The sequence below is a fragment of the Paraburkholderia sp. J69-1 genome, from assembly GCF_905220255.1.
In the GTDB taxonomy this organism is placed as follows: Bacteria; Pseudomonadota; Gammaproteobacteria; order Burkholderiales; family Burkholderiaceae; genus Paraburkholderia.
In genome coordinates, this window is sequence record NZ_CAJMZG010000001.1 from 525,862 (window position 1) to 551,449 (window position 25,588).

Sequence of the window (25,588 nt, forward strand, 5' to 3'; positions counted from 1 at the left end):
GCAAGCGTGAGAACAGCGAGCGGAGGAAGGCGGCGCGCCGTGTCTTCATGGTAGTGCGTGCGGGCCGCAAAAACGAGGTGGCCCGATGCTACATCGGCGTGCGGCGCTAACCGCCTGCTGCTGCGGTGCGGCGAGGCACGAGCCGCATCATGCTGACGATGGCCGCGACCGCTGCGAACGCGGTGCCCGCGTAAAGTGCCACGGTCGGCCCGTGCTGCGGCGCAACGCCGAAAATCAGCGCGACCAGCGCAGCGCCGAGCGTCTGCCCCGTGAGGCGCGCCGTGCCGAGCATGCCGCTCGCGCCGCCGCTGCGTTCGCGCGGCGCGGACGACAGAATCTGCCGGTTGTTCGGCGACTGGAAAATGCCGAAGCCCACGCCGCACAGCGCCATGCGCCAGGCAATCGCCAGATCGGCGGGATGCGCGCTCAAGGTCGCGAGCGACAGCAAGCCGAGCGCAAAAAGCGCCAGCCCCACGCCGCCAAGAATCCCCGCCGGATAGCGGTCGGAAAGCACGCCCGCCACCGGCGCGGCGACGATGATCACGAGCGGCCACGGCGTCATCAGAAGGCCGGTTTGCACCTGCGAAAAACCGTAGGTGTCCTGCAGCAGGAACGGCAGCGCGACGAAGGCCAGCATCTGCGCGCAGAACGAACACACCGAGGTGCTGATCGACAGCGCAAAGAGCGGATTCGCCAGCAGATCGACGGGCAGCAGCGGCGCGGTTTGCGATAGCTGGCGGCGCACGAAGAAATAGCCGATCACGACGGCGGCCGCGAATTCGATGCCGCTCAACAGATGGTTTTCGCCGTGCCCGAGGCCATCGACGGCGAAGATCAGTAGACCGAACACCAGCGCGTTGAACAGCGCGCTCAGATAGTCGTAAGGCGCCGCATGCCGCGCGTTGAGCGGCAGCGCGCGCAGGCCCAGCGTGAGCGCGGCGATGCCGATCGGCACATTGATCGCGAAGAGCCACGGCCAGGACGCGATCGACAGCACGCCGGACGCGAGCGTCGGCCCGACCGCCGAGGCGACTGCCACCACCATCGCGTTGATGGCCACGCCGCGTCCGAGTTGCGCGCGCGGATAGATCATGCGCACGAGCGCGGTGTTCACGCTCATGACGCCCGCGCCGCCGAAGCCCTGCACCATGCGCGCAATCGCGAGCGCGGGCAGCGACGTCGCCAGCGCACAGCCGAACGAGGCCACCGTGAACAGCGCGAGCCCGCCCAGATACACGCGTCGATAGCCGATGCGGTCGCCCAGCGAGGAAAGCGGCAGCAGCGAGATCGTCACCGAGAGTTGGTAGGCGTTGACGATCCAGATCGAGTTCGCGGCGCTGGCGTGCAGATGATGCGCGATGGTCGGCAGCGCGACGTTGGCGATCGCGCCGTCGAGCACCGCGAGCGTGATGCCGAGCGCGACCACGAGGATCGCGTAATAGCGTTGCGGGAAGGGCAGGCCGCTTTCGGGATCGTTGGGATCGGCGGTGGCGGACGCCAGGGCAGCGGCCTTTGAAGCGGCCTTTGAAGCGGCGGTGGTTACGTCAGATTGCGGGCGTGTGGACATTGATGAGCGGGACGGCGCGCGTCTCCGTGCGCGTCGTCGGATGTATCGGTTGAATCGGGTTGTGTGGTGCGAAAGCGGCGCGGCGCTACACGCGCCGCGCTGGAATCTTCAGTGCTTATTTGAGTTCGTAAAGCCCGACGTAAGTCGTCGAGTCGATTTCGTTCAGATGCGTCATGAAGCGCGCGACCGCATTGGTGGTCTCGGGCGTGACGGGCAGTTGCGGCACCTTCAGCGCATGAATGCGGAAGATGTAGCGATGCGGTTTGTCTCCGCGCGGCGGCGCGGCGCCGCCGAAGCCCACCGTGCCGTAGTCGTTGCGCACCTGCAGCGCGCCGGGCGGCAGCAGGCTGCCATCGGCCTTGCCCGCATTGCGGGCGAGCGCGCGCACGTCAGGCGCGATATTGACGACGACCCAGTGCCAGAAACCGCTGCCCGTGGGCGCGTCCGGGTCGTAGACGGTCAGGGCGAGGCTTTGCGTATCGGCGGGCGGCGCGTCCCACTGGAGCGCGGGCGAGAGATTGTCGCCCTCGACGCCGAAGGACCGGTCGTCGAACTCCTGCGCCTTCGGCATGAAGCCGTTACTCGGAAAATCGTCGGACCAGAGTCGGAAATCAGCCATCGCTTGCCTCCTTTCTCATGTGTTCTGACATCAATGCGTCATGCGCGCAGCAAGGCGCGCGGCGCGGAACCGATCGATCGAGTTTAGCACCGCGAGGCGGCGCGCTCAGCGCGGCCAGCAGGGCCGTGCGCCTCACGCGCGCGCTTCGAACCAGCCCAGCGTCTCGTCCTTGAGCCAGGCCGCGAGGCGCTCGACGACCGCTTCCGGGTCCTGCGAAGCTCCGCGCAGCGCGCATTCCCAGATCACGGCGACGCGCCAGCCTTGCGCGGCGAGTGCGGCGAGGGCTTTGGCGTCGTGGGTGCGGTTGCGGCCGATCTTGGCGCGCCAGAACTCGGGGCGCGTCGAGGGCCATTTGAACAGCGGGCAATCGTGGCCGTGCCAGAAACAGCCGTGCACGAGCACGACGGCGCGATAGCGCGGCAAGACGATGTCGGGGCGGCCGGGCAACTCGCGCACGTCCAGCCGGAAGCGAAAACCGCGCCGATGCAGCAGGCTGCGGATCAGCTTCTCGGGTTTCGTGTTGCGCCCGCGGATGCCGGACATCATCCGGCTGCGGGTCGCGCTGTCGACGACGTCGACCACGGCATTCAGGCGGCGAGCGCCGCCTCGTCCCGGCCGGCCTTCGCGGCTTTGGCGCCGCCCGCGCGCCGCTTCGTTGCCGCTTTCGCTTTGGTCTTGCCGCCGGCGAGCGCCGCGTCGAGATGCGGCATCATCGTGCGCGCGACTTCGCGCATCACCGGCATCACCACGCTATTGCCGAACTGCCGATACGCCTGGGTGTCGCTCACAGGAATGCGGAAGGTGTCGGGAAAGCCCATCAGGCGCGCGCACTCGCGCGGCGTGAGGCGGCGCGGACGCACGCCTTCGCCCTGATAGACGAGAATTTCGCTGCCGTCCTTGTGATAGCGCGCGGACAGCGTGCGCGTGACGCTCTGCGGAAACGCCATGCCGTAGCCGAAGCCGTTGCCGGCCGCGCGATGTTTTTCGGCGTATTGCTGCAGATAGGCCCACAGACCGGGCGTGAGCGTGTACTTCGGCTGCACGCGGCGCGCCGAATGATCGAAGAAACGCTCGCCGTCCCACGGCAGCAGCGGCTCGCTGCCGTCGGTGCGATGCAGGATCGAGGCGAGGCGCGGGCCGTCTTCGGGCAGTTCGAGCGCGTCCCACGTGAACGGCGTCGGCTCGCGAAAACCGACGATGATGATGCGCTCGCGATGCTGCGGCGTGAAATGCCGCCCGTCGATCACGCGGTAGTGCACGTCGTAGCCGAGTTCGTCGCGCAGCACCTGCAGGATCACGTCGAAGGTGCGGCCATGATCGTGCGACAGCAGGTTCTTGACGTTTTCGAGCAGGAAGGCGGCAGGGCGCTTTTCAGCGATGATGCGCGCGACATCGAAAAACAGCGTGCCTTGCGTGCTGCACTCGAAACCGTGCGGGCGGCCCAGCGCGTTCTTCTTCGACACACCCGCGATCGAGAACGGCTGGCACGGAAAGCCCGCGAGCAGGACGTCGTGATCGGGCACATCGGCGGCCGGAAATTCGACGATATCGCCCACGTAGGCGTGACCCTCGCCATCGGCGGGACCATAGTTTTCCAGATAGGTCTTCTTCGAGAACTTGTTCCACTCGCTCGTCATCACGCAGGCGCCGCCCTGGGCTTCGAAGCCCATGCGGATGCCGCCGATACCGGCGAACAGATCGACGAAGCGAAAGCGTGCGGGCGCAACCGTCGCGCGCGCGGCTGTCGCTGCGGGCGCGGGATCGGCGCTGCGCAGCAACTCGCGCAGCGCGGCGTCGAGCATGGCGGGGCACGGCGTTTCGCCTTTTTCCCACCGACGCACGGTCTTGACGTCCTTGCCGACATGAGCGGCGATCTGCTGCTGCGTGAAGCGCTGACGTGCCTGCGCAAGCAGGTTTCGCGTATGGGCCGGATGCACGAAGTCCTCTCTGGGTATTTTGGCGGACATTATGACCGATACCTGACCCCCGTTACCAGGAATTCAGGACGCAAATGTGCCTCGCGCGTACGAAAGACGCGCAGACCGGTCAGTCAACCAGAAAGACGACGGGGTGTATCAGTGATTCGCGGCTTGATTCGCGATCTGGCCGGCCGCCTGAGCGGCGAGACTTGCGGCCAGCGAAGCGGCGTTCAGTTCGTGCAGGTCGATCAGCACCAGCAGACTGTCGATATCGGCAAGCTGGCCTTTGTTGATATGGCCAGTGTCGAGCAGCCGGTGCAGGCGTGCGCGCCAGTAATTCGCGGAGAGGATCGGCCCGCCGAGATCGCCCGTGAGGGAGAGCGGCATGACGCGACGGATGTGGGCAATGTCCTGATCGATCAGATTCGTCATCAGGTAGCCGGCGGGGAGGGGACGGAGCGTGTCCATGTAGGAAGATTACGACAGCTCCGACCCTAACTTTAATTCTTTGCGCTCCTTGTTTACCCTGGTGCGACCCAGCCGATGGTTCGGCTGGCTATTGCAACTTCGACGACCTCGCGAATTCAGCCCAGCAGCAACATCGTCAGCGACGAATACACGACAGCGGTGAGCGCGGCGATCAGGGCGAAAACGTAGGGCGAGGTCATGGCGGGGGTCTCCGATGGTCTGCGCGAAGGAGCCGGTCTCTGAGCGGCGTCGTGCTGGAAACCATCGTAGGCTAAGCTGGCCCGCGTGAAAGTTAACAATTGACAAACCAAAGTGGGCTGGCGAACACAGTCGCCAGCCCGGCGCGAGATGACCCCGGCGCGCGGGCGGAGGGTTTATTCCGCGGCGGCTTCCGGCGCATCGGGAGCGTCCGGCGTTTCCGGCGCATCTGCCGGCGCCGGGCCTTGCGCGGCGCCTTCGAGGAAGCGGCGCGTGGCGGCGAACGATTGCAGCATCTGCTCGGGCCACGGCGTTTGCAGCATGACGGCCTGATGGTTTTCGAACGCCGACGACAGCAGATTGATCAGCTCCGGCGAGCTCAGGTGGCGCAGCAGCACGCTCACGGCGATGGCGGTCGCCTGGCTCGCGCCTGCGGTCTGCAGTTCGGAATGGGTGAGAGCGGCGACTTGCTTCTGGATGTCCATAGGGGATCTGCCTGAAAAAAGCGCACTGCGGCGCGCGTGAAATTCGGCTGGAACGAGGGTTCAGTAGCGAAACACGTGCCGCGCGGCGCTGAAAAATCGGAAAGCGGGAACAGGAATGTCCGTGCCCCGGTCTGTGAACTACGCGACCGGCGACGGCTGAAAAGGCAAGGGAAGATGGGATTGGGCTTGCGTGGCTGGTCCCCCTGGCAGGAATCGAACCTGCATCTAGCGCTTAGGAGGCACTTGTTCTATCCATTGAACTACAGGGAGCATCCAGTACTGCTGCGGGGCATGCGAGCCCCGACTCCGCCCAGCTGCCATGTTTCCCAAGTCACCCGTCATGGCGCGGAGTGCGCGCAGGGACGTAGCCCGCGCAGGCGCAAGAGTATAACAAACGCGATGCGGCGGGAAAATGGCGCTCGCGTGTCAATCGACACGCGACGATCCGCTTAGACCTTAAAACTCGACGACCGAGAATTCGGCCTTGCCCACATCGCACAGCGGGCAGCGCCAGTCTTCCGGGATATCCGCGAAACGCGTGCCCGCGGCGATACCTTCGTCGGGCAGGCCTTCTTCTTCGTTATAGATCCAGCCGCAGATCAGGCAGATCCAGCTCTTGTACTCGATGACTTCGCTCACAACACACCTTTGTTCATTGCAGTTCGCAGCCCGAAGCTGCGGATAAACCAGCCATATGGCCCCGTTTATCCGGGGCGAGGGCGACCCGCGATGTTACCGGAAAACGGCGGGCACACCGTTCGCGGGACTTTTGCGGGGCGATTGGCGTCACGTCGCATAGCGTATTCGCATCGCATCAAGCGATGTATTGACGATGGTTTGCGGCTGCGCGGCGTCGCGATGTCGGGTCATGATCGCGGTGTATGCTTGGCCGCGAGCCGATGCAATCGGGCAACCATCAATCGAGAGAACAGAGGAGCGAACCATGATGAAGAGGAACTGGCTGGCCGGCATGACCTTCGCGGCGTGTCTCGTGGCAAGCGGCGTCGCGCACGCCGAGGGCGTCTACTTCGTCGAGCCGAAGGACGGCGCCACCGTGAGCAATCCCGTGCACGTGAAATTCGGCATCGACGGCATGACGGTCGCGCCCGCCGGCACCGTCACGCCCAATACCGGCCATCATCATCTGCTGATCGACGGCCAGCCGCTTGCGCAAGGCACGGTCGTGCCGGTCAACGATAAATCGATTCACTACGGCAAAGGTCAGACCGAAGCCGATATCACGCTGCCGCCGGGCGATCACACGCTCACGGCGCAGTTCGCCAACGGCGCGCATCAGTCCTATGGCCCCGAGTGGAGCAAGACGATTACGGTCCACGTGAAGTAAGCGCAAGCGGGCGGCGCGGAGCCAGCCGTGCCGCCCGGTACAATACGGGCTTGCTCTCCAACGCAGGCCTCGGTTTCCATCCATGTCGCTTTACTCCATCTCCGACGCGCAACTCGCGTTTGGTCACGTCGCGCTGCTCGATCACGCGGACTTTTCGCTCGAAGCCGGCGAGCGCGTCGGCCTGATCGGCCGTAACGGCGCGGGCAAGTCGTCGCTGCTCACGATCGTCGCCGATCTCGCCCGTCCCGACGACGGCCTCGTCACGCGCCAGCAGAATCTCACGACCGTCTACGTGCCGCAGGAACCGGATTTCGATACCGATGCCTCGGTGTTCGATACGGTCGCCTCGGGCCTCGCGCAGGTGCGCGCGCTGCTCGACCAATACGATGTGGTCGCGCATGAGCTCGCGGAAACGCCCGAAGGCGCGGATCACGACGCGCTGCTCGCGCGCATGAACACGCTGCAATCGTCGCTGGACGCGCACGACGGCTGGAACTGGCGCACGCGCGTGGCCACCACGCTCGCGCAGATCGGCCTCGAAGGCGAAGCGCGCGTGGGCGCGCTCTCGGGCGGGATGCAAAAGCGCGTGGCGCTGGCGCGCGCGCTGGTGCTGCAGCCGGACGTGCTGCTGCTCGACGAACCGACCAACCACCTCGACTTTGACGGCATCCGCTGGCTCGAGGAACTGCTGGTTTCGCAGCGTTCGAGCCTGCTGTTCATCACCCACGATCGTGCCTTCCTCGATCGCGTGGCCACGCGCATCGTCGAACTCGATCGCGGCAAGCTGCTCTCGTATCCGGGCAACTTCACGCAGTATCAGGAGCGCAAGGCGCAGCAGCTCGAAGTCGAGCGCGTGGAAAACGCGAAGTTCGACAAGCTGCTCGCGCAGGAAGAAGTGTGGATTCGCAAGGGCGTGGAAGCGCGCCGCACGCGCAGCGTCGGACGTATCGCGCGTCTCGTGCAGATGCGTAACGATCGCGCCGAGCGCCGCAACGTGCAGGGCAACGTGAAGCTGGACGTTTCGCAGGGCGAGAAGTCGGGCAAGATCGTCGCGGAACTCACGGATGTGGTGAAGCGTTACGGCGATCGCACGATCGTCGATAAGTTCTCGGGCACGGTGATGCGCGGCGACAAGATCGGCTTTGTCGGCCCGAACGGCGCGGGCAAGACCACGCTGCTCAAGCTGATTCTCGGCGAATTGAAGGCCGACGAAGGCACCGTGCGCGTGGGCACGAATCTGCAGGTGGCGTATTTCGACCAGATGCGCGCGCAGCTCGACCTCGAAAAAACGCTGGCCGATACCATCAGCCCGGGCAGCGACTGGGTCGAGATCAACGGCACGAAGAAGCACGTCATGAGCTATCTGGGCGACTTCCTGTTCGCGCCCGAGCGTGCGCGTTCGCCCGTGAAGTCGCTGTCGGGCGGCGAGCGTAACCGTCTGCTGCTCGCGCGTCTGTTCGCGCGCCCGGCGAACGTGCTGGTGCTCGACGAGCCGACCAACGACCTCGATATTCCGACGCTCGAACTGCTCGAAGAACTGCTCGCCGATTACGACGGCACCGTGCTGCTGGTCTCGCACGATCGCGCGTTCCTCGACAACGTGGTGACGTCGGTGATCGCGGCCGAGGGCGCAGGGCGCTGGCGCGAATACGTCGGCGGTTTCAGCGACTGGCAGACGCAGAGCGCGCGCGCGCAGGAAATTGCCGAAGCGCGTGCGCCGAAGGAAGCCGCACCGGCCGCGGTTGCGCAGAAGGACGGCGCGGCGGCCCGCAACGCGCAGCGCAGCGTGAAGCTGTCGTTCAAGGAGCAGCGCGAACTGGAAGAGCTGCCGAAGAAGATCGAGGCGCTGGAGACGGAGCAGAAGACTATCGGCGCGCAGATCGAGGATGGCTCGATTTTCGCGAAGGATGCGAAGGAAGGCACGCGCATGACCGAGCGCTATGCAGCCATCGACGAGGAATTGCTCGTTGCGCTGGAGCGCTGGGAAGAGCTTGAGGCGAAGCGGAAGTGATGCTGGAGTAATACGGGAAAACGGTCTGATGAAGGCCGTTTTTTTTATGGCGTGGAACGATGGAGCGGGAATACACGCGTTCGTCCCAACCTTGCAACGAACAGTCCACCAACGCAGCTAACGAAAATCCCCCAACCACCCGCGCCAAACCCCTTGCGGCAAGCGCTTCATTCTACGCGACTCGCGTTCCAGGAAACCCCCTGGCCGAACGGCCGACCCCCAAGCAAATTGCCGCGCGGTCCCAAATCAGTACAATACCTCGCGAATACGGCGGACCGGGTTTGCGCGCCGCGCCTGCGCGCCAGGCGAGCAGCCCGTCCATGCCATTGTTTCGTCACGGTTTTTTTGAACACTCAACGCGTTTTCCCCGCAGATGTCCACAGCCTCTGTGGACAAGCGCGCGGACAACCCCCTGCGGATCACCATGTCAACGAAGAAGTCAAACGCTGCGAACGCTGGATATAGCGAAGCGTCGATCAAGGTGCTCAAGGGCCTCGAGCCCGTCCGGCAACGGCCGGGCATGTACACGCGCACCGAGAATCCGCTGCACATCATCCAGGAAGTCATCGACAACGCCTCGGACGAAGCGCTCGGCGGCTTCGGCCGTCGCATCACGGTCACGCTGCACGCGGACCAGTCGGTTTCCGTCGAAGACGACGGCCGCGGCATTCCGTTCGGCCTGCACCCGGAAGAGAAGGTGCCGGTCGTCGAAATCGTTTACACGCGCCTGCACGCGGGCGGCAAGTTCGACAAGGCCGCCGGCGGCGCCTACACGTTCTCGGGCGGCCTGCACGGCGTGGGCGTCTCGGTCACCAATGCGCTCTCCAAACGCCTCGACGTGACCGTCTGGCGCGACGGCAAGGTCGCCGAACTCGGTTTCTCGAACGGCGATGTCGTCAAGCCGCTGAGCGTGCGCAACGCCACGCGCGAAGAAAAGAAGACCGGCACGCGCGTGACCGCGTGGGCCGACCCGAAATATTTCGATTCGCCGAATCTGCCGCTTGGCGAGCTGCAACGCCTGCTGCGCTCGAAGGCCGTGCTGCTGCCGGGCGTCGAAGTCGAACTGATCAACGAAAAGACCGGCGAGCGCCTGAGCTGGAAGTATGAAGACGGCCTGCGCGGCTATCTGCTCGAAGGCATGGGCGGCGCCGATCTGCTGATCCCGCTGTTCGAAGGCGAGCGCTACGCCGACGGCCGCACCAACGACGACACGTTCGCCGAAGGCGAAGGCGCCGCGTGGGTCGTGGCGTGGTGCGAGGAAGGCCCGCTCACGCGCGAGTCCTACGTGAACCTGATCCCCACGCCCGCGGGCGGCACGCACGAAAGCGGCCTGCGCGACGGTCTGTTCCAGGCCGTGAAGAGCTTTGTCGAGCTGCACAATCTTCAGCCCAAGGGCGTGAAGCTGCTGCCCGAAGACGTGTTCGCGCGCGTGTCGTTCGTGCTGTCGGCCAAGGTGCTCGATCCGCAATTTCAGGGGCAGATCAAGGAACGCCTGAACAGCCGCGACGCCGTCAAGCTGGTGTCGTCGTTCACGCGCCCGGCGCTCGAACTGTGGCTCAACCAGCATGTCGAGCACGGCAAGAAGCTCGCCGATCTCGTCATCAAGCAGGCGCAGGCGCGCACCCGCGCGGGCCAGAAGGTCGAGAAGCGCAAGAGTTCGGGCGTCGCTGTGCTGCCCGGCAAGCTGACCGACTGCGAAGCAACCGATATCGCGCGCAACGAACTGTTCCTGGTCGAGGGCGACTCGGCGGGCGGATCGGCGAAGATGGGCCGCGACAAGGAATATCAGGCGATCCTGCCGTTGCGCGGCAAGGTGCTGAACACCTGGGAAACCGAGCGCGACCGTCTCTTTGCCAACAACGAAGTGCATGACATTTCGGTGGCGATCGGCGTCGATCCGCATAGCCCGGACGAGACCGTCGATCTCTCGAATCTGCGCTACGGCAAGATCTGCATTCTCTCGGACGCGGACGTCGACGGTTCGCACATCCAGGTGCTGCTGCTCACGCTGTTCTTCAAGCACTTCCCGCAACTGATCGAGCGCGGTCATGTGTATGTGGCGCGCCCGCCGCTGTTCCGCGTCGATGCGCCCGCGCGCGGCAAGAAGCCCGCGCAGAAGCTCTACGCGCTCGACGAAGGCGAACTCGAAGCGATCCTCGACAAGCTGCGCAAGGACGGCGTGCGCGACACGCAATGGTCCATCAGCCGCTTCAAGGGTCTCGGCGAAATGAGCGCCGAACAGCTCTGGGACACGACGATGAACCCCGACACGCGCCGCCTGTCGCCCATCCTGCTCGGCGACCTCGACTACGAGGCCACCGTCGCGCGCATGACGATGCTGATGGGCAAGGGTGAAGCGGCTTCGCGCCGTTCGTGGCTCGAAGAGAAGGGCAACGAAGTCGAAGCGGATATCTGATCCGCACCTTCTGCATAACTGCCCACACAGATTACGGACTGACTGAAAAACATGGACGATCTTTTTGTTGAAGCGAATGGCGCCGAAGGCGGCGACTCGCTCACGCTCGGCCACTACGCGGAACGCGCCTACCTCGACTACGCCGTGAGCGTGGTCAAGGGCCGCGCGCTGCCCGACGTCTGCGACGGCCAGAAGCCGGTGCAGCGCCGCATCCTGTTCGCGATGAACGAAATGGGCCTGGGCGACAACGCCAAGCCCGTGAAGTCGGCGCGCGTGGTCGGCGACGTGCTCGGTAAATACCACCCGCACGGCGACCAGTCGGCCTACGACGCGCTCGTGCGTCTGGCTCAGGACTTCTCGATGCGCTATCCGCTCATCGACGGTCAGGGCAACTTCGGTTCGCGCGACGGTGACGGCGCGGCGGCGATGCGTTACACGGAAGCGCGCCTCACGCCCATCGCCAAGCTGCTGCTCGACGAAATCGACATGGGTACGGTCGATTTCATGCCGAACTACGACGGTTCCTTCCAGGAACCGAAGACGCTGCCCGCGCGTCTGCCGATGCTGCTGCTCAACGGCGCATCCGGGATTGCCGTGGGTCTGGCCACCGAAATCCCTTCGCACAATCTGCGCGAAGTGGCGACGGCGGCCGTGGCGATGATCAAGAATCCGAAGCTGACGCACGCGGAGATCATGGAGCGTCTGCCGGGGCCCGATTTCCCGGGCGGCGGCCAGATCATTTCGAGCGAAGCGGAAATCGCGGCGGCGTATGAAACGGGCCGCGGCAGCCTGAAGGTGCGTGCGCGCTGGAAGATCGAAGAACTCGCGCGCGGCCAGTGGCAACTCGTTGTCACCGAACTGCCGCCGAATACCTCGGGCCAGAAGGTGCTCGAAGAAATCGAGGAGCTGACCAACCCCAAGCTGAAGCTCGGCAAGAAGACGCTCACGCCCGAGCAGTTGCAGAGCAAGCAGACCATGCTCGGCCTGCTCGACGCGGTGCGCGACGAATCGGGCAAGGCCGCGCCGGTGCGTCTGGTGTTCGAGCCGAAGACCAGCAAGATCGATCAGGGCGAGTTCATCAATTCGCTGCTCGCCAACACGAGCCTCGAATCGAACGCGTCGCTGAACCTCGTGATGATCGGCGCCGATGGCCGTCCGCGTCAGAAGGGCATCAGCGAGATCATCGGCGAGTGGATCGGCTTCCGTTTCGCCACGGTCACGCGCCGCACGCAGCATCGTCTCACCAAGGTCGACGACCGCATCCACATCCTCGAAGGGCGGATGATCGTCTTCCTCAATATCGACGAAGTCATCCGCATAATCCGCGAATCGGACGAGCCGAAGTCGGCGTTGATGAGCGCGTTCGGTCTGTCCGAGCGTCAGGCCGAGGACATCCTTGAAATCCGTCTGCGTCAGTTGGCGCGGCTGGAAAAGATCAAGATCGAGAAGGAACTCGCGGAACTGCGCGACGAGAAGGCGAAGCTCGAAGAGCTGCTGGCCAACGAGTCGTCGATGAAGCGCCTGATCGTCAAGGAAATCGAAGCCGACGCGAAGCAGTACGGCGACGATCGCCGCACGCTGATCCAGCAGGAAAAGCGCGCGACCTTCGAAGTGCGCGTGGCGGATGATCCGGTCACGGTGGTGGTGTCGCAGAAGGGCTGGGTGCGTGCGCTCAAGGGCCACGGTCTGGATCCGCAAAGCTTCACGTTCAAGGCCGGCGACGGTCTGTACGCGGCGTTCCTGTGCCGCACGCCCGACACGCTGATCGCGTGGGGCAGCAACGGCCGCGTCTATTCGGTCTCGGTGGCGCAACTGCCGGGCGGTCGCGGCGACGGCGTGCCGGTCACCTCGCTGATCGAACTCGAAGCGGGTTCGCATCTGCTGCATTACTTCGCGGCGAGCGCGGATCAACCGCTCCTGCTGGCATCGAGCAACGGCTTTGGCTTTATCGCGAAGATCGGCGACATGATCAGCCGCGTGAAGGCCGGCAAGGCCTTCATGACGATCGACGAAGGCAGCGTGCCGCTCACGCCGATGCCGATGGTGCCGGACGCGCTCCAGGTGGCGTGTCTGTCCTCGGGCGGCCGCGTGCTGGTGTTCGGCCTCGACGAGATGAAGACGCTTTCGGGCGGCGGTCGCGGCGTCACGCTGATGCAGCTCGAAGACAAGGAAACGCTGCTGCAGGCGCTGGCGATCAGCGCGGCGGGCGTGGTGCTCGAAGGCACGGGCCGTGGCCAGAAGCCGGGCGAAGACCTGATGTCGGGTCCGGTGCTGGCGCCGCAGGTCGGCAAGCGTGCCCGCAAGGGCCGCGCGCCGGACTCGAAGCTCAAGGTCATCACGGGCATGCGTCCGGTGTTGCCGCGCTAGGTCGCATCTCGCGACCCGCATCGGCATCTAGCCAGCCAGAGCACGAGCCAGCCAGGGTACGCTCCTGAACGGGCGTACACATCCAGTGCGCAACGGTGGGCGGCATGGAATAATGCCGCCCACATTGCATTCGGCGTTCGCACCGGAAATCTTTTAAGTACGAGGACTTACCAGCATGGGTCACGCGATCGAAATCGCGCTGTTTGTGCATCTTTTGAGCGTTGCGGTCTGGGTGGGCGGGATGGTTTTCGCGCACTACTGCCTGCGCCCCGCGCTCGAAGATCTTTCGCCGCAACTGCGTCTGCCGCTGATCGAATCGGTGTTCGGCCGCTTCTTCAACTGGGTGGGCGTCGCCATCATCGCGATCCTGCTGAGCGGCGGTTTTCTGCTGATGCAGTTCGGCGGCGGTCACGCCACGTGGCAGCTGCACGCCATGGCAGGGCTCGGCGTCATCATGATGCTGATCTTCGGCCACATCCGCTTTGCGCTGTTTCCGCGCATTCGCCGCGCGGTGCAGGCGCAGAAATGGCCCGACGGCGCGCGCGCCGTGGGCACGATGCGCCGCCTCGTGGTCATCAATCTCGTGCTGGGTATCGTGACGATTGGCGTCGCGGTGCTGGCGCGCGGGTACTGAAGCGGCTCGATTGCTGTTTTATCGTTGTTGATGCAACGTTCGCGGCGCGTCTTTCATAGACGTTCCGCGAGCGCATAGCGCTGCATGCAGCGCTCCATCGCGTCGAAGAACGCTTCTTCGGCCGCATTCATCTTGCGTTCGCGATGCCACAGCAAGTGGATGTCGACATCCGCGAGACCTTCCTCCGGCGGTAGCCGCCACAGGCGTTGCCGCGCCAGATCGTCCTTCACCGTATGTTCGGGCAGGCAGCCGATGCCGTAGCCCGCATAGATCAGCCGCCGCACTTCGTCCAGACTCGGCGACGACGCCACGATACGCCCCGTAAAGCCGCGCTGATCGCGAAACACCGTGAGCGGCGACAGGCTGTCGCCAATCTGGTCGCTCGTGAACGACACGAAATTTTCCGCGAGCAGATCGTCCATCGTCAGTTGCGACAGGCCGAACAGCCGGTGATGCCGGCCGCAGAAAATCGCGTAGCGCTGACGCAGAAAGCAGCGCATTTCCAGCTTGTCGACGGGCGTGCGGCACAGGCTCAAACCTGCCGTCGCGGTCTTTTGCTGCAGCGATGAAATGATGTCGGTCGAGCGCATCACTTCGATCTGCAGATCGATGCGCGGGTAGGCGACATGGAATTCCGCGAGGAATTCGTCATAGACGCGCGACTCGATCCGGCTCACCGTCAGCAGGCGGATCGAACCGGTGATGTCGGCGGTGCGTTCGTCCACTTCGGTTTCGAGCCGCGAGATATTGCCGTAGATGTCGCTCGCGATCCGATACACCTCTTCGCCGGCCTGGGTCGGCACGAAATGCGCGCCGCGCCGCTCGATCAGCTTGCGGCCGAGCGATTCTTCGAGGCGCTTGAGCGCCTGGCTGACGGCCGGTTGCGTCACGTAAAGGCGCGCGGCGGCGCGGCTGAGGCTGCGCTCCTGCATGATCGCCAGATAGGTGCGCAGCAGATTCCAGTCGAGCCGGTCGTTCAGAAAGCGGGTGGTGTCGGCGCGCATGCGCGGGCTCCGGGCGGTTGCCAGGCGCACGTGCGCCCGAGGTATTAGCTAAATTTATGCGCTGAATAATAACTCGAAATTTGACTAATGTTTTATGGCTGGCGATAAAGCACGTATGGCGAATGCGCTGAAAAGCCCGCTCGCCAGCCATCAAAGCCAGACTAAATACCGCACGCGCCCGAAGGAGACTGACCCATGGCCACCCCGCAATCCACCGCGTCCACTGCCGCCGTCCGGCAGCCCGTGCGCGCCGCCGCCGCGGCGTTCATCGGCACCATGATCGAGTGGTACGACTTCTACATCTACGCCACGGCCGCCGCGCTGGTGTTCGGCGAGCTGTATTTCCCGTCCGAAGACCGCTTTGTCAGCACGATGGCCTCGTTCGCTACCTTCGCCGTGGGCTTTTTCGCGCGTCCGCTGGGCGGCGTGATCTTCGGCCATCTGGGCGACCGCATCGGCCGCAAGAAGGCGCTCATGACCACGCTGATGATGATGGGCGTGGCGACCGTGTGCGTCGGGCTGCTGCCGTCGTATGCGAAGGTTGGGGCGCTCGCGCCCGTGCTGCTGGTGCTGCTGCGCGTGGTGCAGGGCATCGCCGTGGGCGGCGAATGGGGCGGTGCGGTGCTGATGGCGGGCGAACACGCGCCCGAAGGCCGCCGCACGTTTTTCGCGTCGTTCGCGCAACTGGGCTCGCCCGCCGGGCTGATTCTCTCGCTGCTCGCGTTCCGCTCGGTGACGTCGCTCGACAAGGCCGATTTCCTCTCCTGGGGCTGGCGCCTGCCGTTCCTGATCTCGGCGGTGTTGCTGATCGTCGGCATCATGATCCGGCTGGGCGTGAACGAATCGCCCGAGTTCGAGAAGCTCAAGGATCAGCGCCGCACCGCCAAACTGCCGATCGCCGAAGTCTTCAGCTCGGCGTCGGGCCTCGTGCTGCTGTGCATCGGCGCGAACACCATCGGCATTGCGGGCGTGTACTTCACCAACACGTTCATGATCGCGTACACGACGCAGTACGTCGGCATCACGCGTTCGATGATTCTCGACTGCCTGTTTATCGTCGCCTTCATCCAGTTCCTCTCGCAGCCGCTCGCCGCGTGGCTTGCCGAACGCCTGGGCGGCGCGCGCTTCCTCAAGATCGCGGCCATCGGCGCGATGCTCTCGCCGTATCCGATGTTCGTGCTCGTGCAGAGCGGCCATGTCGTGCCGATGGTGATCGGCATCGCCATCGCCGTGGTCTGCATGGCCAGCTATTACTCGGTGATCGCGGGCTTCGTGTCGGGCGTGTTCCCCACGCGCGTGCGCTATTCGGCGATCTCGCTTTCCTACCAGGTGTGCGGCGCGATTGCGGGCGGTCTGACGCCGCTCGTCGGCACGTGGCTCGCGCATCGCTATGCCGGGCAGTGGTGGCCGCTGGCGGTGTTCTACACGTGCCTCGCCGCCATCTCGCTGCTGTGCATCGTCGCGCTCGACGCGCGCCGCAGCCAGCACGCACATGACGAAGCCGCCACCCAGGCGCTCAGCTCGCACTGAACCGACGCTGCTTCGACCAATCGATCTCAACGGAAGGACCGATGAAAGACCTCTTGCAAATCGACGGCCCGCGCTTGTGGGCGAGCCTGACCGACATGGCGCGCATCGGCGCGACGGCGGGCGGCGGCGTGCGCCGCCTCGCGCTCACCGAACAGGATCGCCAGGGCCGCGAACTGTTCGCACGCTGGTGCGTGGAAGCGGGCATGACGGTGTGGACCGACGAAGTCGGCAATCTGTTCGCGCGCCGCGCGGGCACCGATGCGAACGCCGCGCCCGTGCTGATGGGCAGCCACCTCGACACGCAGCCTGAAGGCGGGCGCTTCGACGGCGTCTACGGCGTGCTGGCGGCGCTCGAAGTGGTGCGCGCGCTCAACGACGCGAACGCGACCACGCAAAAGCCCATCGAAATCTGCTCGTGGACCAACGAAGAGGGCGCGCGCTTTACGCCGGCGATGCTCGGCTCGGCGGTATTCGCGGGCGCGATGACGCTGGCCGACGCGCTCGCCCGCGAAGATGCCGATGGCGTGACGCTCGGCGCGGCGCTCGATACGTGCGGCGCGCGCGGCACGCAGCCCGTGCAGGGCGTGGCGGTCGACAGTTACTTCGAAGCCCATATCGAACAAGGGCCGATCCTGGAAGCGAACGGCACGACCATCGGCGTGGTGACGGGCGGCCAGGCGATCCGCTGGTTCGATGTCAACGTGACGGGCGTGGCCGCGCATGCGGGCACGACGCCGATGCGATACCGCAAGGACGCGTACTTTGGCGCCGCGCAGATGGCGCTGGAAATCGAGCGCGTGATGGCGCGTTATGCGCCGCTCGGCCTCGTGACGATCGGTCAGATGCAGATTGCGAATTCGTCGCGCAACACCATCGCCGCGAATCTGACCTTCACGGTCGATCTGCGCCATCCCGACGATGCCCAGATCGACGCGATGGAGCGCGATCTGCGTGCGGTCTGCGCGGCCGTGAGCGGCTCGCGCGGGCTGGGCGTGAACATCGCGCATTGCTGGACCAGCCCGGCCACGCCGTTCGATCCCGCCTGCGTGGCGCTGGTGGCCGATGCGGTCGAGCGCCTGGGGTATTCGAACGAGCGCATCGTCAGCGGCGCGGGGCACGACGCGATCCACCTCGCGCGCTACTGCCCGACGGCGATGGTGTTCATCCCGTGTGTGGACGGCCTCTCGCACAACGAAGCGGAAGACGCGCTGCCCGAAGACGTGACGGCCGGCACCAACGTGCTGCTCAACGCCGTGGCCGCGCGCGCGGGTGTACATGTGCAGCAGGCCGTGGCTGCCTGAAACAAGCAAGGAGTACGGAATATGAAGACGTGGTTTCATCCTGAGCAACTGCTGCATCATCCGCGCAGCTACCTGTCGCGCGGCCAGATGCGCGAGCCGCAGGAAGTGCCCGAGCGCGCCACGCGACTCGTGGCGGCGGCGCACTCGCTGGGCTTCGACGTGCGCGAACCGGCTGATTTCGGCACTGCGCCGCTCGCGGCCGTGCACGACATGAACTATCTGCGCTTCCTGGAAGAGGCGCACGCCGACTGGAAGCGCATGCCCGACGATTGGGGCGACGAAGTGATGTCGAATATCTTCGTGCGCGAGCCTAACCCGCTGCGCGGCGTGCTGGCCCAGGCCGCGCGTTATCTCGCCGATGGCAGTTGCCCGGTGGGCGCGCATACGTGGCGTGCGGCGTACTGGTCGGCGCAGAGCGCGCTGGCCGCCGCCGCGAGCGTGAACGATGGCGCGCGCGAAAGCTATGCGATCAGCCGGCCGCCCGGCCACCATGCGCGCGCCGATGCGGCGGGCGGTTTCTGCTATCTGAACAACGCGGCTGTCGCGGCGCAGGCGCTGCGCTCGCGCTTCAAGCGTGTGGCGATCCTCGACACCGATATGCACCACGGGCAGGGCGTGCAGGAAATCTTCTACGGTCGCGACGACGTGCTCTACATCTCGATCCACGGCGATCCGACCAACTTCTATCCGGTTGTCGCGGGTTACGAGGAAGAGCGCGGCGTGGGCGAGGGCGAAGGCTACAACGTCAACTTGCCGATGCCGCATGGTGCGAGCGAGGCGCAGTTCTTCGAGCGCGTGGAAGCGGCGCTGCGCGTGCTCAGGCGCTTCGAGCCGGATGCGCTGGTACTGGCGCTGGGCTTCGATATCTACAAGGACGATCCGCAGTCGAAGGTGGCGGTGAGCACGGAAGGGTTTGGTCAGCTTGGCCGCGCGATCGGTGCGCTGAATCTGCCTTCGGTGATCGTGCAGGAAGGCGGTTACCACCTCGAAAGTCTCGAAGATAACGCGCGCGCGTTCTTTGGTGGATTTATGGGGGATAGGGCGGGCTAAGCGGCCGTCAGACGCTAAAAAGGCAGTGCGGTGTGTACCGCGCTGCCTTTTTTATTGAGCCGGGAACACCTGGCGATCAGCGCGACTGCTGCGCGTCGCTCAACCGCTCGATACGCTGCTCGCGCACATCGTCCGATGATGCGCCGCACACGCCAAACCGCTCGATCAGCGCCGCCACGCCTTCCACCGGCACCGGACGCGAGAACAGGAAACCCTGCGCCTCGATCGGCCCGAGCGCTGCGAGCCACGCAATCTGCTCCTCGGTTTCGGTGCCTTCGACCACCACGGTCAGACCCAGCGAACGCGCCAGATTGACGATCGCCGACACCATCACGCACACGCTGCGATCGGCGGGAATGGCCTGCACGAACGAGCGGTCCACCTTGAGCGTGTCCACCGCGAAGCGATTCAGATAGGACAGCGACGAATAACCCGTGCCGAAGTCGTCGAGCGCGACGCGCACGCCCAGGCGCTTGAGCGCGAAGATTTTCTCGGAGACCAGTTCGGGGTACTCCATCATCGCGGTTTCGGTGATTTCCAGTTCGAGCTTGTGCGCCGCGATGCCGGTCTCTTCGATCGCGTGCGAAATGGTCTCGTAGAGATCGCCGCGCCAGAATTGCACCGCCGAAATATTGACCGCAAGCGACAGCGTTTCATAACCCTGCTGCTGCCATTGCGCGAGTTGCGCGCAGGCCGTGCGGATCACGAAGTCGCCCACCGGCACGATCAGACCGGTCGATTCGGCCACCGGAATGAATTCGCTCGCCGGAATCAGCCCGTATTGCGGATGGTTCCAGCGCACCAGCGCCTCGAAGCCGGTAATGCAGCGGCGGCGCAGATCGATCTTGGGCTGATAGGCGAGGAACAGTTGCCCTTCGGCGAGCGCCACGCGCAGCTGCTGCTCCCACTTCATCAGATGATCGGCGCGATGCGCGAGCTGCGGCGAGTAGAAGCGGAAGCAGTTGCGGCCCGCTTCCTTGGCGGCATACATCGCCAGATCGGCCTTCTTGAGCAGGTCGATTTCGCTTTCGTGCGCCACCGCGAAGAGGGCGATGCCGGTACTCGCATGCAGCACGAAGGCGCTGCCGCGCACGTCGAACGGATGCGTGAAGGCCGCGTTGGTGGTTTCCGCGAGCGTGCTGGCGCGCTTCTCGATTTCGTCGCCCTTGATGATGACCACGAACTCGTCGCCGCCGATGCGCGCAAGCGTGCCCGCGCCGCCGACCGCATCGGCCAGGCGCGCGGCGCTCATCTGCAGCACGATATCGCCGGCGTTGTGGCCGAGCGTGTCGTTGACGGTCTTGAAGTTGTCGAGGTCGATAAAGAGAATCGCGAGGCGTCCGAGATTGCCCGGCTGCGAGACTTCGTGGCGCAGCCGCTGCAGCGTGGCGTAGCGGTTGGGCAGGCCGGTCAGCAGGTCGTACTGCACGAGTTGCGACATCTCGCGCTCGCGTCCGAGCAGCTTGCCGATCAAGCCCGTCGCCACGGCGAAGAACGACAGCATGGCGAGCGAGATGAACGTCGCCATCATCAGATAGACGTCGCGCGTGTGGTTGTAGTCGGCGAACTCTTCGGCCTGCGAAAGACCGACCAGCACCGCGAGCGGGTAACCGTCGATATGGCGGTACGAAACGATGCGCGTCACGTGATCGATCGGATCGGCATAGGTGCCCGACACATGTTCCGAAATCGGATAGACGCCGCTCGCGGAGAAGGCGCCGCTCGCGCGGTCGGCGTTGCCGGTGCGGCGCGCGAGCACGGCGCCGGTGTCCGAGATCACGGCGATCACGCCGTCACGGCCGATGGCCGCGTTGTTGTAGAAGTCGCTGGTGAAATAGCCGGGGTCTTCCGAGACCACCACGACGCCCGCGAACGAGCCATCCGGATGATTGAGGCGGCGCGTCATCTGCAAGGTCCAGTGGCCCGAGATGCGGCCGAGCACCGGCTTGCTGATAAAGAGCTGATCGTCGTTCTCGTGCTCGTGCACCTTGAAGTGCTCGCGGTCCGAGAGGTCGATGGGTTTGGGATTCGGGTCGGCGGTATTGGCGACCAGGCGGCCGTGCTCGTCGATGATCGACACCTGCACGAGCGAATCGCTCTGCACCACGCCTTTCTCGACCGTGTTGGCCAGATTGAAGCGATCGGGCGTCTTCTCGAATTCGTATTTGACGAAGCGGGTGATCTGGTCGACCTGATGGATCGCCTTGACGGTGTGCTGTTCGAGCGCCGCGGAGAGGATCGCGGCGGAGGCGGTCGCTTCGCGCAGCGTCGCTTCCTTTTCGACCGACAGCCGCGTGAAGATCACCGCCCAGAGCAGGATCAGCACCAGCACGCCCAGCAGCGGAATCGCCAGCAGCGTGCGCGGACGCGTGTACGCCGGCCCCTGCGTGGCACGCAGGCCGCCTTCACGGGTGAAGGGGCGCCAGTTGGTGCTCATCTCGTCCGCCGCGCACGCGGATTGCCGCGCCGCTGATGCGGCGGCCGGGACGACAACAAGGCGCTCGGTTGGATCGGCGGCATCGGATGCGGAACGGCTAAGGAAAGAGCGCGGTACGCGCGGACAAAAGTCAGGAGGACGCGCTTTTTTGCGTCCGATGTTTCGATCTTAATGGTTGGGGAATGATTAAGGAAGCGGTCCCCCCTCGGGTATACGCGAGTTGAGAGTGCAAGCGCAACAGCGTGCGATGTGCGGCGCATACGAGCGACGATCCGCGAAGTGGCTCCGCGCTACGCGCAGCTAGCTGGAATAAGGCCTGCGCGGGGACGCGCAGGCCGGCGCAGCGGGCGTGCCCGCGTGCCCGGACGCGTCGGCGCCGCGCGTTAAATGTTGTGTTTCTGGCGTCAGTGAAGTCTGGATGAAGCGTTCACTGTGCGTATTTTCATGCGAGCTGGATCGAACCGTCGACCACCGTGACTGTTGCGCCGCCGACCCAGATCTTGCCGCTTGCATCGTCGTCTGCATCGTCGCTTGGATTGTCATAAGTCACGGCGACGTCGCCTTCGCGGCCCATGACGGTGCCCTGGCGCACGGTGTAGCGCTCGCCGGGGCGTCGATTCTGCTGCGCGAGCAACAGGGCGATGGCGGCGTTCGCACTGCCGGTCACCGGGTCTTCGCCTTTGCCGAGACCCGTCATCAGGCAGCGCACTTCGAACGTGGCAGGACCGTTGGCGGCGTGCGGGCCGTAGGCGGCCAGACCTTGCGCGCCCACGCCCGCTGCCACGACGGCGAGCGCGTCATAGTCGATGTCGAGCGCGAGCACGTCCTGCGCCGACGGAAAACGCACCACGAGCCAGGGCGCGCCGTTATCGACGCCGCACGGCGGCGCATCGAAGTCGATCGCATCCGAGCGCAGCGCCGCGCGCAACGCGTCGTACTGCGTGGCGGGCAGGGGCGTGACCGTGGCGGGCGGCGCGGCGAACGCCCATTGCGCGGGCGCGTTTTCGCTGGCTTCACGCTGCTGCGCCAGTTCGACCAGGCCCGCGCCGCATTCCTGCACGAGACGGCCAGGCGTCTTCGGCGTGCGGCCGCTGTCGAGGAACGCGTGCGCCGAGCCGATCGTCGGATGACCCGCGAACGGCAACTCGCCTTCGGTCGTGAAGATGCGCACGCGATAGTCGGCGCGCGCATCGGTGGGCGCGAGCAGGAAGGCCGTTTCGGACAGATTGGTCCAGCGCGCGATGGCCTGCATCTGCGCGGTGTCGAGTGCATCGGCGTCGAAAACGACGGCGAGCGGGTTGCCCTTGAAGGGCCGCGACGTGAATACGTCGACCTGTTTGAAGCGGACGCTGCGAAGTGTCGATGTCGTCATGGTCGGCAAGATCAGGATAAAAACGCACGGCGAAAAAAAACCGCACCTTGCGGGGCGGTTCGAGGTCGTCGCGGCGAGCCGGCGCACCGGCTCGCAAAACAGAGCGCTTACTCGACTTCGGCGATCAGTTCGATCTCGACGCACGCGCCAAGCGGAATCTGCGCGACGCCGAACGCCGAGCGCGCATGCTTGCCCTTTTCGCCGAACACATCGGCGACCAGTTCCGACGCGCCGTTCGTGACGATGTGCTGTTCGGTGAAGTCGAACGTCGAGTTCACGAGGCTCATCAGCTTGACGATGCGCTTGACCTTGTTGAGGTCGCCCGTGTGAGCGTGCAGCGTGGCGATCAGGTCGATCGCGATCGAGCGTGCAGCGGCCTTGCCTTCTTCGGTCGAGAGCGTGTCGCCGAGCTTGCCGGCCCACACCTTGCCGTCTTTCTTCGCGATGTGGCCCGACAGGTACACCGTGTTGCCGCTCTGCGCGCTCATCACGTAAGCGGCGGCGGGCGCGCCTGCCTGCGGCAGTTCGATGCCGAGCTGTTCGAGACGGTCGTAGATGTTGATGTCAGCCATGATCAGGAGTCCTTGTACGGGTTGGTCGGTTGATGCGATCTTCGTGTGCAGTCTGCGTGCGGCCTTACAGGCGCGCGCGGATCAGGGCGGCGATCTTCGCCACGCCTTCTTCGATCTTCGCCGGCGGCACGGTGACGAACGACAGACGCAGCTTGTTGTGCTGCGGCTCGCTCGCGAAGAACGGCGCGCCGGGCACGAATGCCACGTTCTGCGCGACCGCTTCTTCCAGCAACTTCATACTGTCGATCTGTTGCGGCAGCGTGACCCAGATGAACATGCCGCCTTCCGGGCGATTCCAGCTCACGCCTTCGGGCATGTTGCGCTTGAGCGAATCGAGCATCGCTTCGCACTGGTCGCGATAGAGCGCGCGCACCTTCGGGATATGCGTGTCGAGGAAGCCGTTCTTGATGACTTCGTGGACGATGCGCTGGGTGAAGCTCGGCGTGTGCAGATCGGTGGCCTGCTTGGCCTGCACGAGTTTGAAGTGCAGGTCTTCGGGCGCAATGATGTAGCCCACGCGCAGGCCCGGCGCCAGCACCTTCGAGAACGAACCCAGATGCACGATATGTTCGGGCGCCATCGAATGCACGGTCGGCAGCGGCTCGCCTGCGTAGAGCAGGGCGCCGTAGGGATCGTCCTCGATCACCGGGAACGGCGAGGTCTTCGCGAATTCCGCGAGCGCCTGGCGGCGTTCGAGCGGCAGACGGCGGCCGGTCGGGTTCTGGAAGTTCGGGATGGCGTAGAGCAGACGCGCGCCGGCGGTCATTTCCGGCGTGAGGCCTTCGATCACGAGGCCGCGTTCGTCGGTCGGCACCTGCACGTACTTCGGCTCGTAGAGCGAGAACGACTGCAGCGCGCCCAGGTACGTGGGCGTTTCCACCAGCACCGGGCTATCGGGCGAGACCAGCACCTTGCCGATCAGGTCGAGCGCCTGCTGCGAACCCGTGGTGATCAGCACCTGCGACGCACGCACCTTCACGCCGCCCACGGAATGGCGTTCGGCGACCCATTCGCGCAGCGGCATATAGCCTTCGGTCGCGCTGTACTGGAGCGCGCCGGACGGATCGTCGCGCAGGATGCGGTCGGCGGCGGCGCGCATTTCCTCGGCCGGGAAGGTGGCCGGAGCGGGCAGGCCGCCGGCGAAGGAGATGACTTCGGGCCGTTCGGTGACCTTCAGGATTTCGCGAATCGCCGAGCTGGTCAGCTTGATTGCGCGCTCGGACAGTTGCCACGCGGGCGCGGCTTTGAGATCGCTCTGGTCCATGGGGTCTCCTTTTTAGGGTCGGGCGAGTGAATCCGGGGTGAATCTGAATGGATCTGTCTGGCGGTCGCGGGAACAATCCAGCGACCGCCGAAAACCTTCGATTATGACGCGAAAATCGCTCAAGCGCGCGCGGGCACGGGCGCGGTGCGAATGGCGGCGCGTCGGCCCACCATCACGGTGGCGATCACGGCGGCGGCGTAGAGCCAGGCCGAAGGCGCAACGTGCTCGCCAAACGCCAGCGCCGAGAACGCCATCGTGAAGAAAATCTGCAGCAGCTGAACCTGGCCGACACGCGCCGTGCCGCCCATGGCGAGCCCCGCGTACCAGGCGAAGAAGCCGATGAACTGCGAAAACAGCGTGACGTAGCCAAACGCCAGCCAGGTCTTGAGCGCGACCGGTTCGGGATGCGCCGCGTGATGCGCCCACGCCAGCCAGCCGACTGGCAGCACGAGGAACGGCGCCGACAGCACCAGCGCCCAGCAGATCACCTGCCAGCCGCCCAGTTGCCGCGCGAGCCGCGCGCCTTCGGCATAACCGAGTGCGCCGATGCCCACGGCCACCAGCATCCACGCGTCGCCGGCGTGCAGCGCGCCGCCGCCCGCCTGCAGCGCGAAGGCCACGACCAGCGCACTGCCGATCAGCGCGCTGACCCAGAACGCCTTCGACGGCCGCTCGTGCGAGAGCCACGCGGCGTAGATCGCCACGGCCAGCGGTTGCAGACCGTTGACGATGGCGCCGTGCGAAGCGGGCACGCTCTTCATCGCCCACGCGGAAAACACCGGATAGGCGACGATCACGCCCAGCGACACGACGGCAAGACTTTTGACCTGCGGCCAGGTCGGCCGCTTTTCGCGGCGGATGAACAGCAGCAGGGCGGCGGGCACGGCGGCGGCGAGCGCGCGTCCGAGACCGTTGAGCAGCGGATGGAATTCGAGGACGACGATACGCGTCATCGGCAGAGTCAGACTGAAGATCATGACGCCGACGAGGCCGAGCATCATGCCCTGGGTTTCACGTGCTTTCATGGTG

21 protein-coding genes and 1 tRNA gene are annotated in these 25,588 nt (G+C 65.2%); 8 read left to right on the forward strand and 14 right to left on the reverse strand.

The genetic code is table 11. The features are described 5' to 3' along the window. Window positions 1–106: 106 nt before the first annotated feature. The 8 genes from U5A67_RS02395 to U5A67_RS02430 all read right to left on the reverse strand — a co-directional run bounded on the left by U5A67_RS02395 (window position 107) and on the right by U5A67_RS02430 (window position 5,895). On the reverse strand, window positions 107–1,567 hold the full coding sequence (locus tag U5A67_RS02395; RefSeq protein ID WP_321814365.1) for an MFS transporter: 1,461 nt from the start codon (window positions 1,565–1,567) through the stop codon (window positions 107–109). 115 nt (window positions 1,568–1,682) lie between these two features. After that, the gene (locus U5A67_RS02400) at window positions 1,683–2,186 is read right to left on the reverse strand and encodes a YbhB/YbcL family Raf kinase inhibitor-like protein (RefSeq protein WP_205981122.1); all 504 of its coding nucleotides are present in this window, start codon (window positions 2,184–2,186) and stop codon (window positions 1,683–1,685) included. Between the two features lie 132 nt (window positions 2,187–2,318). Further along, window positions 2,319–2,768 (reverse strand): very short patch repair endonuclease, encoded by a 450-nt coding sequence (locus U5A67_RS02405; RefSeq protein WP_321814366.1) that lies wholly within the window; start codon window positions 2,766–2,768, stop codon window positions 2,319–2,321. A 5-nt stretch (window positions 2,769–2,773) separates the two neighbouring features. Next, window positions 2,774–4,153, reverse strand: coding sequence for a DNA (cytosine-5-)-methyltransferase (gene dcm / locus U5A67_RS02410; RefSeq protein ID WP_321814367.1), 1,380 nt, complete (start codon window positions 4,151–4,153; stop codon window positions 2,774–2,776). A gap of 108 nt (window positions 4,154–4,261) precedes the next feature. Beyond that, the gene (locus tag U5A67_RS02415) at window positions 4,262–4,537 is read right to left on the reverse strand and encodes a hypothetical protein (protein WP_321814368.1); all 276 of its coding nucleotides are present in this window, start codon (window positions 4,535–4,537) and stop codon (window positions 4,262–4,264) included. A 410-nt stretch (window positions 4,538–4,947) separates the two neighbouring features. Next, a complete protein-coding gene (locus tag U5A67_RS02420; protein ID WP_321814369.1) occupies window positions 4,948–5,256 on the reverse strand; it encodes a hypothetical protein in 309 nt (102 codons plus the stop codon). A gap of 195 nt (window positions 5,257–5,451) precedes the next feature. After that, window positions 5,452–5,526, reverse strand: a tRNA-Arg gene (locus U5A67_RS02425). Window positions 5,527–5,712: 186 nt separating this feature from the next. Continuing rightward, window positions 5,713–5,895 carry a rubredoxin gene (locus U5A67_RS02430; protein WP_205981117.1) on the reverse strand — a complete coding sequence of 61 codons (183 nt, stop codon included), beginning with the start codon at window positions 5,893–5,895 and terminating at the stop codon, window positions 5,713–5,715. A gap of 304 nt (window positions 5,896–6,199) precedes the next feature. Here U5A67_RS02430 and U5A67_RS02435 point away from each other — a divergent pair, with 304 nt between their 5' ends. The 5 genes from U5A67_RS02435 (at window position 6,200) to U5A67_RS02455 (ending at window position 14,029) form a co-directional block, all read left to right on the forward strand. Next, window positions 6,200–6,601, forward strand: coding sequence for a DUF4399 domain-containing protein (locus U5A67_RS02435; RefSeq protein WP_205981116.1), 402 nt, complete (start codon window positions 6,200–6,202; stop codon window positions 6,599–6,601). 82 nt (window positions 6,602–6,683) lie between these two features. Then, on the forward strand, window positions 6,684–8,612 hold the full coding sequence (locus U5A67_RS02440; RefSeq protein ID WP_321814370.1) for an ATP-binding cassette domain-containing protein: 1,929 nt from the start codon (window positions 6,684–6,686) through the stop codon (window positions 8,610–8,612). 424 nt (window positions 8,613–9,036) lie between these two features. Continuing rightward, entirely contained in the window at window positions 9,037–11,028 is a 1,992-nt protein-coding gene (locus U5A67_RS02445; protein ID WP_205981114.1) for a DNA topoisomerase IV subunit B, read from the forward strand. 51 nt (window positions 11,029–11,079) lie between these two features. Beyond that, window positions 11,080–13,395 (forward strand): DNA topoisomerase IV subunit A, encoded by a 2,316-nt coding sequence (gene parC / locus U5A67_RS02450; RefSeq protein WP_205981113.1) that lies wholly within the window; start codon window positions 11,080–11,082, stop codon window positions 13,393–13,395. A gap of 175 nt (window positions 13,396–13,570) precedes the next feature. After that, the gene (locus U5A67_RS02455) at window positions 13,571–14,029 is read left to right on the forward strand and encodes a CopD family protein (RefSeq protein ID WP_205981112.1); all 459 of its coding nucleotides are present in this window, start codon (window positions 13,571–13,573) and stop codon (window positions 14,027–14,029) included. 53 nt (window positions 14,030–14,082) lie between these two features. On the opposite strand, the gene U5A67_RS02460 is transcribed toward U5A67_RS02455, so the two are convergent. Continuing rightward, window positions 14,083–15,033: a LysR family transcriptional regulator gene (locus tag U5A67_RS02460; RefSeq protein ID WP_321814371.1), complete on the reverse strand. Its 951-nt coding sequence runs from the start codon at window positions 15,031–15,033 to the stop codon at window positions 14,083–14,085. Between the two features lie 195 nt (window positions 15,034–15,228). On the opposite strand from U5A67_RS02460, the gene U5A67_RS02465 reads away from it, so the two are divergent. From U5A67_RS02465 to U5A67_RS02475, 3 genes are read left to right on the forward strand one after another with little or no spacing between them, the layout of a single operon-like run. Next, entirely contained in the window at window positions 15,229–16,563 is a 1,335-nt protein-coding gene (locus U5A67_RS02465) for an MFS transporter (protein WP_321814372.1), read from the forward strand. A gap of 41 nt (window positions 16,564–16,604) precedes the next feature. Next, window positions 16,605–17,864, forward strand: coding sequence for a Zn-dependent hydrolase (locus U5A67_RS02470; RefSeq protein WP_321814373.1), 1,260 nt, complete (start codon window positions 16,605–16,607; stop codon window positions 17,862–17,864). Window positions 17,865–17,885: 21 nt separating this feature from the next. Beyond that, complete coding sequence (locus U5A67_RS02475; protein WP_321814374.1) at window positions 17,886–18,914, forward strand: histone deacetylase family protein; 1,029 nt, start codon at window positions 17,886–17,888, stop codon at window positions 18,912–18,914. Window positions 18,915–18,990: 76 nt separating this feature from the next. On the opposite strand, the gene U5A67_RS02480 is transcribed toward U5A67_RS02475, so the two are convergent. From U5A67_RS02480 to U5A67_RS02500, 5 genes are all read right to left on the reverse strand, one after another. Continuing rightward, window positions 18,991–21,351, reverse strand: a complete 2,361-nt coding sequence (locus U5A67_RS02480; RefSeq protein WP_205981107.1) for an EAL domain-containing protein — start codon at window positions 21,349–21,351, stop codon at window positions 18,991–18,993. 442 nt (window positions 21,352–21,793) lie between these two features. Continuing rightward, window positions 21,794–22,723 (reverse strand): PhzF family phenazine biosynthesis protein, encoded by a 930-nt coding sequence (locus U5A67_RS02485; protein WP_321814375.1) that lies wholly within the window; start codon window positions 22,721–22,723, stop codon window positions 21,794–21,796. 107 nt (window positions 22,724–22,830) lie between these two features. Beyond that, complete coding sequence (locus tag U5A67_RS02490) at window positions 22,831–23,295, reverse strand: RidA family protein (protein WP_167062755.1); 465 nt, start codon at window positions 23,293–23,295, stop codon at window positions 22,831–22,833. Between the two features lie 64 nt (window positions 23,296–23,359). Continuing rightward, window positions 23,360–24,559, reverse strand: a complete 1,200-nt coding sequence (locus U5A67_RS02495; RefSeq protein ID WP_205981104.1) for a PLP-dependent aminotransferase family protein — start codon at window positions 24,557–24,559, stop codon at window positions 23,360–23,362. 119 nt (window positions 24,560–24,678) lie between these two features. Further along, window positions 24,679–25,584, reverse strand: a complete 906-nt coding sequence (locus tag U5A67_RS02500) for a DMT family transporter (protein WP_321814376.1) — start codon at window positions 25,582–25,584, stop codon at window positions 24,679–24,681. Window positions 25,585–25,588 lie beyond the last annotated feature (4 nt).